Below are 13,450 nucleotides of genomic sequence, written 5' to 3'. Positions count from 1 at the left end.
AAGATGGAAGAATGTTGACAAATGATTTCTTCACTTACAAAATCCCGACACGTATGGACTATGGAAAACTAGAATGTGGCTTTGTTGACAGTTATGAACCCACTGGTCCCTTTGGTGCAAAGAGTATCGCAGAAATTGGTATCGATACACCCATACCCGCTATTGCTAATGCAATTTACGATGCAACGGGCGTACGGCTCAGGAAAGCTCCTTTCAACAGCGAAGAGCTGTTTTTTGAGATACTGAAGAAGGAGGTCTAATGGTGAAGAAAGGCTTCGGCTTATTCTCCGTTTTGCTTTTTTCCAGCCTTTTCTTTGCGGCAAATCTCACCGTATGGACAAGCTGGGAAGGCGAAGATTTTTTTACCGAGATTGCAAGGCTTTACACACAGGAGACGGGTATAGAGGTTAAAATTCTACATATCCCGAAACTGGATGATAAATTGTTCACGGCTTTAAGAACCGGAAACTTGCCGGATATTTCCATGGTAAAGGATGTTTATACCGAACGAACCTCAATCTCAAACTCTTTGACAAAACTTGACAATACCGACATAGAAATAGTAGGAAATTTTTCCAAAGAAAGCCTTAAACCCTATTCATCCAAAGGCTCGTTGCTTGCTATTCCCTATTATGCGGATGTTCAGACGGTTTTTGTCAACCTCAGCCTTCTCAGAAGTAAAGGGGTTTCGTTGGATTTTGGTTACAGCATCGAGGATATTGAAAAGATCTCAAGAGAATTTGCCAGCAGTGAAGTTACTCCAGCTGCTTGGGATTTCATGTCACCTTATGTATTCTATCCCTTTTTAACTTCTTTCGATACTCTCTGGAACGAAGAAGGGAAACCTGTTTTTGATTCTCCAAAAATTAGGGAAGGTATAACATATGTAAAAGAACTTTTTGACAAAGGTGTTTTTGTCAGGATGAACCGTGGTGCGCTGGTGAATTCTTTTGAAGCTGGAAAAATAGCAATTTTGATTCAAGGGAGTTACCTGGCAAGGGACTTCGAAGAAGCAGGGATTGAATTCCAGATGCTTCCTTTTCCAAAGGTTAAAGGCAAAAAAGTGAAACCGATAATCGACTCAAAAGGGTTTGCCATTTTCAATGCTGCGAAGAAGGATATAGCACTCGATTTTCTTCGTTTCCTTTATTCTCGGAGTATGAATTATTGTGTTGAATATAACAAGATTCCTCTATGGACTCAAACTATTCCTGAAGAGCTTTCGGAGCTTTATTACATACTTAAAGAAGGGCAGTATATGTATAATGGCTTGAAGTTTCAATCTTTGTACTTCAGCACAATGAAAACAGTACTTCAAGCGGTTTATTCAGGTAGCCTTTCCATCGATGAAGCCCTTAAAAGCGCACAGGATTATGTGAACTCAAATTGGTGATATGGCAGGACTTTTTTTTGGAATAACGCTGATTCTTTTTTTGGTAGCGATGTTTTCACGAAGGGCCATTATGATGGCCCTTCCACTTCTGTTAATTGTGATGCTGGTTATCGTACTTCCGCTGATCTGGGCATTTATCATTTCCTTTTTCAAATACGGGATCCTTGACACTGTTCCAAGAATAGTTGGGCTTCATAATTACAAACTCGCATTTCAAGACAGCGGTCTGAGATTATCTTTTAAGATAACATCATTATGGGCATTCCTTAAGGTTTCACTCGAACTTGTCATTTCCTTTTATCTCGCAATTACACTACGTAAATCCTCAGTACTAAATAAGGCTGCTCTCCTTTTAATTGGTTTGGGGTGGTTTATGCCCTCATTTATAAGCGTTTCAGCCTGGAGAGCGTTCATACAGGGTTATGGCAGCAACTCTCCTTTCAACCTAATATGCAATTTGATGTTTGGTACCAATTTGGATATAGCGACTCAACCCTTGTCCGCCTTTATAGTAACCCTTTTAATCAGTGTATGGCTGTCTATTCCAATGAGCACCATGATAATTATTGCTATGCTTCAGAGCGTTCCCGGAGATGTTGAGGATATGCTGTTAATTGATGGAGCTAAAGACAGTGTTATCGCTAGCATTTTCTTTGGCCAGGTAAGGTATCTTTTGATACCATATTACTTCTTTCAGCTGGCGAGAGCTTTTAAGGGCTTTTCCACAGCGTTTTTGCTGAGTGGTGATGGTCCGTTATTACCGGGAGGCTTTACGCCGAGAACCATAGTGGGGGCAACTTCTTTTTTAGGAATAGTTCTTTATAGGAAATTCAGTTTTGAAGATGATTATGGAATCCTTTCCGCATATTCTGCTGTTGTTGGAGCTATAATGCTACTTTGGTTAGTAGCCGCCTTAAGCTCTCGAGTAGAAGTGCCAAAGCGACATCGTTACGTGATGCTCCTTGCAGCTGTTTCACAATTTTTTTCCGGCTGTTACCTCAAAATTGGAATGTGGCCTTATTTAATTGCTGCTGGATATCTTTTTACACTTTTTTTGGTTCCACATTTTAAGAAGACTTTTAGGATTCTTTCAGCTATACTGGTGGCATTTGACGCTGGGCTTTGTCTTTATTCAATCAATATTAATGGCTGGAAAGGCATAAACCCTGCGACTTTTCTCTCAGTTCCCGTCGTAATGTTTTCATTGAGATATAAGATGCCCATAATCAATTTTTCTGTTCCAAAGGGGATTAAAAGCTCTTTTAAGTGGATTCCGGGAATTATAAGCCTTATCATATTGCTCTATATAGTATTGCTAGCTCTTTCGGGGAAAAATACTGTCTTGCCAAAACTAGCTAATCTTACGCTTAGAAATTTCTCAATTGTATTTTTCAATCACAGGCTTTGGCTTAATTTACTAAACACGCTGAAAATAGCCCTATACAGTGCGAGCATACTCTTTATGACTGCTTTACCTTTCAGCTATCTGTACTCACGCGGGAAGTTCAAGACCACATCCCTCATCATGCTTGTAGTTCTTTTTGGGGGAGTCTATACAGGTATGCATACCCTTTTACCTCTATATATGCTTTTTGGAAGGTTAAACCTTTTGAATTCCCTTATGGGTGTCGCGATGGTTGTGGCAAACCAGGCTGTTCCACTTACAGTAATAACAATGAGTTCCTTCTTTTCAAAGATACCGAGAGAATTCAGGGAAGTTGCAAGGCTTGAAGGGATGACTGAGGGCATGTATTTTTTAGAGATCATGTTGCCACTCAGTTTGCCTATAATCTCAGGTATTTTTATTTATGTGCTTGTGAGTTCATGGAATGCCTTCACCATTCCACTCATTTTCATTGACAAAAGCGAACTTATGCCCTTTTCTCTGAAAGTTTTCAGCTATGCTGGAGAAATAGGTAGCTTTTACACACGCTGGAATCTTTTTGGAGCAGCATCTTTAATAGGCATTGTTCCATTGCTGTTCTTATACAAATTCAATCAGAGGTTTCTTTATTCGAAGAATCTCGCTGAAGGGGGAATGACCTATGAATAGTATCTTTGACAGAGTTCTTGAAATTGCAAAAGAATATGGAAAGAATATGGCAGTCATAGATTATGTTATAGGCACAGGAATGACAGCGGTAAGGCTTTCTTCGGGAAATGTGGGAGTTGCTCATCTTCTAAGAGAGGAGCTTCCTCCAGGTTGCACCTTATTTGATGAACTCTTTGAAACACCCTGCCCTCTGTATGAGTTTCTGAAACTTGGCAATGTACATCATCCAATAACTGTTAGCCTTGCATTAGCCGCTGCAAATGCAGTTCTGAATAACAGATTGAAAGAACAAGATTATTCTGAATTAGATATATTCGAGATCCTAAATCTCAAAAGAAGCGACACTGTCGGATTTATAGGTGATTTTAAGCCTTTGACCTCAAAATTAAGAGGCAAAGTTGAAAAGCTCATGATTTTTGAAAGGCATGCAAGCGAGGATTATTTGCCAGATTGGGCAGCGCCTTGGAAACTAAGAGAATGTTCAGCAGTTATCATCACTGGAACGGCGTTTATGAACAGAACAATCGACACCATTTTGAACTCGGTAAATACCGATAGGGTTGTAGTGTTCGGACCTTCGACTCCACTCGTTCCTGAAGTTTATCCAGAGGTGGTAAAGGCAATAGGTGGAGCAAAGATAATGGATCCGGAATTGACAATGAAGGTAGCTTCAAGAGCTGGGGGAACGAAGAATTTGTACAGGCTAAAGGCCGCAAAAAAAGTTACGCTGATTTTGAAATAAAGGAAAAAAGGCGGCTACAGCCGCCTTTTGTTTATAATCCGAATTTAGAGCGATAATCTTGTAAAAGCCCGTCGATTTCGAGAACTTCTTGTTGCTCTTTCTGCCAGAATTCCATGGTTTTCTGTGAGTTCAATTCTTCGACTTCTTTACCTTGCTGTTCGACCCATGTGTAGTATTTCAGATTGTGCCATCGCTGGCGGTTATCCATTGTACCTTCAAAGATCCAGTCGGTCTTCGCTCCAAGGAATATGGATTCATAGCGGTGTTTTGCCTCAGATCTATCGAGTTTCCCATAAGTGTTTGTCAATTGCTCCATCACAGAATGGTAGCGGTCAATATTATCCGTTGCAATGGTAACGATATTATCTTTATCAGTTAAGCCATAGTACTTTGCCATTTTGATAGCTCCCATTACGTTAGCAACACCTGAAATGCCAAAAACACTGGAAAGAAATTCAACAGTTTTTTCGGGAATGAACTCTTTTAAAAATTTCTTTCCTTCTTCATCTGTTAGAACCTGAAGCATTTTTTTCGATTCAACATCATCAACAGCAACAACAGCATCGTTGTTCATAACATTGTGTATCCAGGTTACGTGTTTATCGCCTATTCCTTGAATATCGTGCCCACCATAACCGTTAAGCGAAAGCGTTGGGCATTGGATTGGTTCAAGAGCGACAATCTTGACATCTGGATAAACCTCTTTTACTCTGTCTCCACAGGCTATTGTACCCGCTGATCCCACTCCTGAGACAATTGCGGACACTCTTCCGTTGCCTATGCTAAGCTCATCTATGAGTTCCAGTATGGTATTTCCGGTTACATAGTAATGGAATCTGTAATTGCCAAATTCTGAAAATTGGTTGAGAATTCTGATCTTATCAGGATTTTCAGCCTTTAGCTCCTTTGCTTTATCATATATTTCCTTAACATTCGATTCACAGCCGGGTGTGGCAATGACTCTTGCCCCATAGCCTTCTATAATGTCGAATCTTTCCTGAGACATTTCCTCGGGAAGGATTACAATCGTGTCAAACTTCATTCGACATCCAACCCAGGCTCCTCCAATTCCATAATTACCGGTAGATGGCCATACGAGGGTATGATAAGAGGGATCTATTTCACCCTTGAGAACTTTTTCCATGAGAATGGAATACGTTGCGCCAACTTTGTGGCTGCCCGTTGGAAATTCTTTTCCATATAATACTATGATATTCGCATCAACACCGGTAAGCTCTTTGGGCAATACAACATAATAAATTTCGTTATCAATATTACGCCAGGAAATGTTGAATAGATTGATTGGATCCAGGGGATCTTTGGTGCGCATTTCCCAGGCCTTTTTTCTGATTTTGGGATCGATTTTTTCGGGATGAAGCATTTCTTCAAATGATGGTCCTAAAACAAATTTCTTCATTTTCTAATCCTCCTTGATTAATTTCAATATATATTCTGGAGTAGCTGGTATTCTTTTTATTCTTTTTCCAATGGCTCTTGATATAGCGTTAGCAATTGCCGCTGGGGTAGGCATTAGAGATGGTTCACCTATGCCTTTTGCTCCATAAGGGCCTCGTGAGAAGGGCTCCTCAACGATGTCAATTATGAGTTCTTCCGGAATTTCATGAATGGTTGGGATGATATATGTGTTGAAATTATCCGTTAGTATCTGTCCATTTTTAAATTTTAAGTCCTCGAACAAGGCATATCCCATACCCTGAACAAAACCACCTTGAACCTGTCCAATAATACCTTCAGGATTCAATGCCTTCCCAACATCGTGGCTTGTGTAAGCTTTTACGACTTTAGTCTGTCCTGTATTTAAATTTACCTCAACAACCACGATTTGCGAAGCAAAGGAATAAGTCACATAGGCTTCCCCAATTCCCTTTTCGGCATCCCACTCAAGACTTGCTGTTTTATACCAGCCTGTTTCATTTAGTTTAGCATTTTTTCTAAAAGCATGTTCTACTAAATTTTCAAAAGATATCTCCTGACCTGAAAGGCTGTCAAGAAACTTACCATTGCCCCATTGAACATTTTCAGCCAAGGCGCCCGTGAGGTTACAAAACACGTCAATAAGCCTCTGCCGTAATTCCGAGGCAGCCAAACGCGTTGCGTTACCGCTGTACACGGTAGTCCGTGAGGCAACAGTTGGTCCACTATCTGGCACAAAAGCCGTATCGGGTTGATGAACGTTGATTTTTTCTATATGCTGTCCAAGTTCTTCAGCGGCAATCATGGCAATAACTGTTTTTGCACCCTGACCCATTTCTGTACCACCAATTCTGACATCTACAGTGCCATCTGCATTTATTTGAACGTGCGAACCTGAAGCATCAAGATGCTGTCCGGCGGCGCCAAGGCTCACACCATAAAAGATATGAGAAACACCAATTCCACGTTTTTTATCCTGATGAGTATTATTGAATGCTTCCACTTCTTTTTTTAGATGTTCCCAATTTGAAATCTCTCGAATGTTTTCAAGTGTTTTAACAGCACCAACACTTTCAGTCAACAAATGATCAGTAGCGGTTCTGCTTCCTTCTCTTAAAGTGTTCATGAGCCTTAATTTTATGGGGTCGATACTTAATTTTTCAGATATTTCGTCCATCATGGCTTCCACAGCAAAAAGCACCTGAGGACTTCCAAATCCCCTGAAAGCTCCTGGTGGTATTTTGTTCGTATATACACCATATACATCCACTTTAACGTTGGGGATATCATAACTCCCAGCAGCGTGTACCAGAGTTCTGAACATCACAATGGGTGATAGTGTCGCATAAGCACCCATATCCATATAGGCCTTGATTTCCATTGCTCTTAGTTTGCCTTCTTTGCTGACTCCAATTCTATAATGCGATTTGATGGGATGACGTTTGGAAGTGGTTTGAATATCCGTTTCACGATCATAGATCAATTTTGCCGGTCTACCTGTGTTATAAGCAGCAACCGCCGCGTAAGAAGCTACATAAGAAGGAACATCTTCTTTCCCACCAAAGGCTCCTCCGGTTTCCGTTTGTATGACGCGTACTCTATTCAAGGATGTTGCCAAGACACGTGCCACGCTATTTTGAACGTAATAGGGACATTGCATAGTACCGTAAACAGTGAAACCATAATCTATATCTGGAGTAACGATTATACCTTGAGGTTCTAGATATGCCTGCTCTTGATAATGAGCATAGAATTCACCCTCAAATATTTCGTCACTATGTTTGAATCCGTCTTCAACATTTCCTTTTCTTATCTTCTTATGTATGGGCACATTTGTTGGTTCATGCACTCTGATTTTATCTTCAAGCGCCTTTTCAATTGTCAAAACAGCTGGCAGTTCTTCTATTTCCAAGCTAATTTTTTCAGCGGCTTCTTTTGCTATTTCATATGTTTCTGCTGCGACAACTGCAACCACGTCTCCATAATATCTTACCTTTTCACCTACTGAGACGAGGCAGGGCATATCTTTGACAACTTCTCCAAGTTGATTCTCACCGGGTATATCCTTGTATGTGTATACACCGACAACACCCGGTACATCGAGTGCTTTTTCGACATCAATGTCTTTCAAAATACCGTGACCTTTTCTTGCCAATACAAGGTAACAATATACCATTCTGTCAAAGTAAAGATCTGCTGCAAACTTGGCCTTTCCATTAACTTTTGGAATGGCATCAACCCGCTTGATTTTTGAGCCAATCACATTTTTCTTGTTCTCAACTGTATTCACCAGTACCTCACCTTCCCTCAAAAAGGTGCACAAATTTATTCTTTGTAACATCCACAAGCCCCATGTTTGTCAATTTCAACTTTGGAATAACCGCGAGTTGAACAAAAGACAACGTCATAAAGAGATCTGGAAGTACACTTCCAAAATCCTTCAAAACCTTCTTTAGGATTCCCAACCTTTCAGCTACTTCTTCGCTGGAAAGGTCTGACATTAACCCTGCAATAGGGAGTGGAAGTTCTGCAACCACTTTTCCGTTGTTAGAGATAACCAAACCGCCACCCAATTCAATAACTCTATTAGCAGCTACCAACATGTCTTCATCATTTGTCCCCAGCACGCACATGTTATGAGCGTCATGTCCAACCGAGGTGGCAACAGCACCTTTTTTTAAACCAGATCCGGTTGCAAAGGCAACAGAAATTGATTTTTTCTTTGTGTATCTTGAAATAGAAGTGAGTTTCAATACATCACGATCGATATCAGAAATAACCTCGCCATTTTCTACTTTAGGCTCCACTAATTTCTCACCTGTCAGAACTTCGTGACCGAAAAGCTCTATTACCCTTAATTTACCGGGGGCCAATGGGACTTTAAAATCCTCAAGAGTCAACTTAGGAGTGGCAAAAGTGTTCATCTTTTCAACGGGATATATTTTCTTCTCGATTTCATCTATCATTTTTCCATCAACAGCAACGAGCTTCGAGTCTTTGAAAACCATGTCTACCCTGAATTCGTCAAGATTTTCAACAACAAGCAAATCCGCTTTATAACCCGGAGCGATGGCACCCATAGATCTCAAATTATAATGCACAGCGGTGTTTATTGTTGCCATCCTAATAGCAGTTACCGGTTCTATGCCAAATTCTATTGCACGCCTTACCATATAATCTATATGACCTTCTGCGATGATGTCATTAGGATGCTTATCATCAGTACAGAAAGAAATAAACGGGTAATTGTGCTCGTTGATCAACGGTAACAAAGCATCGAGATTTCTGGCCACGCTACCTTCACGTATTAGAATCTGCATACCCCTCGCCAGCTTTTCTTTTGCCTCTTTGACAGTTGTACATTCATGATCAGAACGTATGAAAGCACAAATGTAGCCATTTAAGTCTTTCCCGGTGATACCGGGGATATGACCGTCAATTTTCTTATATTTGTGTCTTAACAATTCAATCTTTGAAATCGTATCCTTATCACCGTTTATAACAGCAGGATAGTTCATGACTTCTCCAAGTCCAAGAACTCTTGGATGTTTTTCGACGAATCCTATCATATCCATTACAGAAATATTAGCGCCACTGGTTTCCTTGTCGGTTGCAGGGACCGAAGAGGGGAGCATTATATAAAGGTTTAAGGGGATACCTTCAGTTGAACGTAACATGTATTCGACACCTCTAAGTCCGAGGACATTGGCAATCTCATGAGGATCTGCTATTGCCGTGGTCGTACCTCGAGGAAGAACAGTACGTGCAAATTCTATTGGTGAAACCATTGAAGATTCAATATGAAGGTGCGCATCGATCAACCCGGGAATGACATAAGCCCCTTTCAAATCAATGACTTCTTTTCCTTTGGTGTAATCGCCAATTCCGGCAATCCTTTTTCTGAAAAGAGCAATATTAGCTTTTTCTATTTCTCCGCTGAAAACGTTGACAATCCTGCAGTTTTTCATTAAAACATCTGCTTCTTTTAAGCCCCTAGCCACAGGAAGAATATCGATTATGTTCACAGCTCCCACCCCTTTGTCCTAACATTATACTATCTGATTTGTTGAAAGTTAAATACAAAAATAAATCCCTGCCAGCGGCAGGGACCCTTTAAGATTTAAATATTGAGTTTTTTTGCCTTTTGTTTATCTCCTCTGTCAGACGAGCGATGAAGGAATTTAGTTTTATGCCATAGAGATTCTCTCCCGTTCGCAACCGGATAGATACAGTTTTAGCGTCTATTTCTTTGTCTCCAACAATTGCCATGTATGGGACTTTTTGCATCTGAGCGTCGCGGATTTTGTAATTAGTCGACTTTGTTCTAGTATCAACCTCAATCCTTATACCAGCATTTCTCAACTCTGCAGCCACTTCTTTTGCATATTCATTATGCCTATCGGCAATGGGAATTACTTTTACCTGGATAGGTGCAAGCCAGGTCGGAAAAGCACCGGCATAGTGTTCTATCAATATACCAAAGAAACGCTCAAGAGAACCGTATATTGCTCTGTGTATCATAACGGGTCTATATTCCTGATTATCTGGGCCAATATATGTCATATTAAAACGCTCCGGCATGAGAAAATCGAGCTGGATAGTTGCACACTGCCATTCGCGACCAAGAGAATCACGGACGTGGAAATCAATTTTTGGGCCATAGAATGCCCCATCGCCCTCATTCACTTTATATCTTAACTTTGTTGACTCAAGGGCGTCTCTGAGAGCATCAGTGGCAATGTCCCATATCTCTATTTCACCCATAAAGTCTTCAGGTCTGGTGCTCAGCTCAGCTCTGTACTCAAACCCAAAGGGGCTGTAAATTCTATCGACAAAGCTAATAACACCTTTGATCTGTTCCTTAATTTGCTCTCTTGTGCAGTAAATATGGGCGTCATCTTGTAAGAATCCTCTTACCCTCAAGAGTCCATGTAGGACACCGCTTCTTTCGTAACGATGAACCTTTCCAAATTCAAAGAATTTCATAGGAAGGTCTTTATAGCTGACAGAGCCAGATTTATATATAAGAATATGCCCGGGGCAATTCATGGGTTTTACGGCGTATTCCTGTCCTTCCTTTTCAGTGAAGTACATGTTATCGCGATAATGATCCCAATGACCAGATTTTTTCCAAAGGTCTATATTCATTATTAAAGGGGTAATTACTTCCTGATAATCATCCTGAATGTGCATTTCTCTGGAAAATTTCATCAGTTCATTGAGCACAACGGTTCCTTTAGGATGAAACAAGGGCATTCCCGGTGCATATTCATATGAGAAGCTGAAAAGCCCAAGCTGTGGGCCAATTTTCCTATGGTCTCTTTTTTTCGCTTCTTCGAGCATTGCAAGATGTTTTTCAAGTTCAGATTTTTTAGCAAATGCAGTTCCATATACACGCTGAAGCATTTTGTTTTTTTCATCGCCCCGCCAGTATGCACCGGAAACGGAGAGCAGTTTAAAATGCTTTATACGCCCCGTTGATGGCATATGAGGACCTTTACAAAGATCAACAAAGTCCCCCTGCTTGTAGAAAGAGATTTTTTCATCGTCGAGCTCTTCAACCAACTCTACTTTGTAAAGCTGCCCCTTTTCTTTCATGAAGTTGATGGCCTCATCCTTTGTCAATTCAAACCTCTCTACCGGAAGATTTTCCTTAACTATCTTTGCCATTTCAGCCTCAATCTTTGGAAGGTCATCTTCTGAAAGTTTTACATCTCCAAGATCAAAGTCATAATAAAACCCATCTTCTATAACGGGCCCTATGGCTAGCTTTACATTCTTTTCACCATATATCCTCATCACTGCCTGAGCGAGGATATGGGAAAAGGTATGTCTGTAAAAAATAGGCGCTTCATAATCTTTTTCGAGAATAAGCCTTAACTTTGCCTTTTCAGGCATTACTCTTTTTAAGTCCCACAAATTCCCATTGACCTCGGCACCTATTGCTTTTTTTAGTAAACCAGAAGAAATATCAGCAGCCACATCAGCAGGTGAAACGGGCTTATCATACTCTTTTATCGTTCCATCAGGTAATTCTATTATCCAATGCATTATATTACCTCCTAACTCTCATCTTATATAGGCAACCCCCTCGACTTCCACAATTGCATCTTTAGGAAGCCTCGCTACTTCAACGACAGCGCGAGCAGGTTTATGGCCAGTAAAATAACGCGAGTATATCTCGTTGAATGTGGCGAAAAGGTCCATATCTTTTATGTACACGTTTACTTTTACGATATCTTCGGTGCTTCCGCCAGCCGCTTTAACAACGGCAATGAAGTTTTCAATAGCCATAGTGAACGCTTTTTCGGGTTCATTTGACAGTTTCCCGGTATCCGGGTTGAGTGGAAGCTGACCCGAAACAAAGAGCATATTCCCAGCAACAATCCCCTGAGAATAAGGTCCAATTGCCTTTGGTGCTTTCTCAGTGTTCACTACCCTCAACACACTATCGCCTCCAATCATCTTTTTGTCATCAATTGCAAATTCTGCTCTACTGTTATACAAAAAATTAGAACATTATCTTTTGCTATGTTCTACATCCCCCATTTTGCGAATATTATACCATTAATGTTGTATATGAGCTTACCACTAAGGATACTTTTAGCCCATAAAAAAGACCTGCATGCAGTTTGTTTATCTTGCTACCATCAAGAAAACGTGCGGATTTTAACCTGCCAGGGCAACACTTGACACGATAGATCATTTTGTGCTACTATATTACTAGATGTTCATATGTGGATATGAACAATAGTCAATAACAGGATGGTGGGTTGGTATGCGATTGTCATTTCGAAATATCCGATTACACAATAACCAAGATTATTTTACCGATTTAGCAAGTTTTTTTTCGGTTTTCAGCAATCCCACCAGATTACGGATATTGTATTTGCTGCTGGATAACGAACTGTGCGTCGGAAAGATATCACAAACGTTGAACTTAAGGCAATCAGCAACTTCGCACCAGCTAAAAATACTGAGAAGCCTAAAACTAGTAAGGGCAAGGCGAGAAGGGCGCACAGTTAAATATTCGCTGGATGATGAACACATAAAGGAAATCTTGGAATCTGGTATGTCCCATCTTTCAGAATAAAGTTCTTAAAAACATTTTTATTGGAGGTGGAAGTATGAGCTGGAAAGGTTGGGTAACTTTATTGGTAGCGATCTGGCTGGTGATCTCTGCGTTTATACCTGGCATTGTAGATTCTCAAGGGGCAAACCTTGCAAATTTCCTGATAGTCGGTATTCTCTTTTTGATAACCGGAATTCCGATGTTGCGCACTTCTAAAACTGCTGGTTGGATAGTAACGTTGGTGGCGATATGGTTGGTCATTTCGGCATTTATCACCGGGATTACCGGTTCCCAGACAGGTGCAATGACAAACGGATTGATTTTTGGTATTATCGCCCTTATCTTTTCTTTCTTTGATAAGAAACAACAGTAATATTGCAATTGCTGCAGAAAGCCCCATCATGCTCGCAAGGGCATGAGGGGGTTTTCTTAATCGCTTTGAAGTTCATGAATCATCAGACTTTTAGCCAGCTTTAAGACTGAGATAGATATAAATAAAGTAAAATGCCAGCAGTATTATTCCGCCTGTTCTTCCGAGTTTTTTCCTTTTCAATCCGGAGAAGAGCAGCAAAAGAACGATAGAGATGAGTGCGAAGATTATATCCTGTGTGATGTCTCTATCGGTTTGTATGGGTGATATAGAAGATGAAATGCCAAGAACCAAAAGTAGATTGAATATATTAGAGCCGATGATATTTCCAACAGCCAAATCGGCCTTTTTCTTAATTCCAGCAGTGATTGAAGTAACAAGCTCTG

At 40.5% G+C, this 13,450-nt stretch carries 11 protein-coding genes and 1 pseudogene; 6 read left to right on the top strand and 6 right to left on the bottom strand.

Going from position 1 to position 13,450, the window contains the following annotated elements; all coding sequences use genetic code 11:
• The 4 genes and pseudogenes from AC3LHT_RS01055 to AC3LHT_RS01040 all read left to right on the top strand — a co-directional run.
• Window positions 1-260 (top strand): annotated as a pseudogene (locus AC3LHT_RS01055) (aldehyde oxidase); the annotation flags it as partial.
• A 2-nt stretch (window positions 261-262) separates the two neighbouring features.
• Window positions 263-1,393: a sugar ABC transporter substrate-binding protein gene (locus AC3LHT_RS01050; RefSeq protein WP_488661713.1), complete on the top strand. Its 1,131-nt coding sequence runs from the start codon at window positions 263-265 to the stop codon at window positions 1,391-1,393.
• Window position 1,394: 1 nt separating this feature from the next.
• Window positions 1,395-3,446, top strand: coding sequence for an ABC transporter permease (locus AC3LHT_RS01045; RefSeq protein WP_488661712.1), 2,052 nt, complete (start codon window positions 1,395-1,397; stop codon window positions 3,444-3,446).
• On the top strand, window positions 3,439-4,188 hold the full coding sequence (locus tag AC3LHT_RS01040) for a Rossmann-like domain-containing protein (RefSeq protein WP_290645718.1): 750 nt from the start codon (window positions 3,439-3,441) through the stop codon (window positions 4,186-4,188). The genes AC3LHT_RS01045 and AC3LHT_RS01040 overlap by 8 nt, the downstream gene beginning before the upstream one ends.
• A gap of 31 nt (window positions 4,189-4,219) precedes the next feature.
• Here AC3LHT_RS01040 and AC3LHT_RS01035 read toward each other — a convergent pair whose 3' ends face one another.
• From AC3LHT_RS01035 to AC3LHT_RS01015, 5 genes are all read right to left on the bottom strand, one after another.
• Window positions 4,220-5,605, bottom strand: a complete 1,386-nt coding sequence (locus AC3LHT_RS01035; RefSeq protein WP_290645720.1) for a PLP-dependent cysteine synthase family protein — start codon at window positions 5,603-5,605, stop codon at window positions 4,220-4,222.
• Window positions 5,606-5,608: 3 nt separating this feature from the next.
• Window positions 5,609-7,912, bottom strand: a complete 2,304-nt coding sequence (locus AC3LHT_RS01030; protein ID WP_488661711.1) for a xanthine dehydrogenase family protein molybdopterin-binding subunit — start codon at window positions 7,910-7,912, stop codon at window positions 5,609-5,611.
• Window positions 7,913-7,919: 7 nt separating this feature from the next.
• Window positions 7,920-9,647 (bottom strand): adenine deaminase, encoded by a 1,728-nt coding sequence (ade, locus tag AC3LHT_RS01025; RefSeq protein WP_290645724.1) that lies wholly within the window; start codon window positions 9,645-9,647, stop codon window positions 7,920-7,922.
• A gap of 88 nt (window positions 9,648-9,735) precedes the next feature.
• Window positions 9,736-11,673, bottom strand: coding sequence for a threonine--tRNA ligase (gene thrS / locus AC3LHT_RS01020; RefSeq protein WP_488661710.1), 1,938 nt, complete (start codon window positions 11,671-11,673; stop codon window positions 9,736-9,738).
• A gap of 18 nt (window positions 11,674-11,691) precedes the next feature.
• Window positions 11,692-12,069, bottom strand: a complete 378-nt coding sequence (locus tag AC3LHT_RS01015; RefSeq protein ID WP_290645728.1) for a Rid family detoxifying hydrolase — start codon at window positions 12,067-12,069, stop codon at window positions 11,692-11,694.
• A 331-nt stretch (window positions 12,070-12,400) separates the two neighbouring features.
• Here AC3LHT_RS01015 and AC3LHT_RS01010 point away from each other — a divergent pair, with 331 nt between their 5' ends.
• Window positions 12,401-12,715, top strand: coding sequence for an ArsR/SmtB family transcription factor (locus AC3LHT_RS01010; RefSeq protein WP_290667113.1), 315 nt, complete (start codon window positions 12,401-12,403; stop codon window positions 12,713-12,715).
• Window positions 12,716-12,749: 34 nt separating this feature from the next.
• Window positions 12,750-13,067 (top strand): SPW repeat domain-containing protein, encoded by a 318-nt coding sequence (locus AC3LHT_RS01005; protein WP_290645733.1) that lies wholly within the window; start codon window positions 12,750-12,752, stop codon window positions 13,065-13,067.
• 90 nt (window positions 13,068-13,157) lie between these two features.
• Here the strand turns inward: AC3LHT_RS01005 and AC3LHT_RS01000 are convergent.
• The coding region (locus AC3LHT_RS01000; protein WP_488661709.1) for a sodium:calcium antiporter at window positions 13,158-13,450 on the bottom strand (293 nt) is incomplete at its 5' end.

Source organism: Kosmotoga sp. (genome assembly GCF_982836095.1).
The sequence above is the reverse complement of the archived record's forward strand: the minus strand, read 5'-3'. Positions and strand labels throughout refer to the sequence as shown.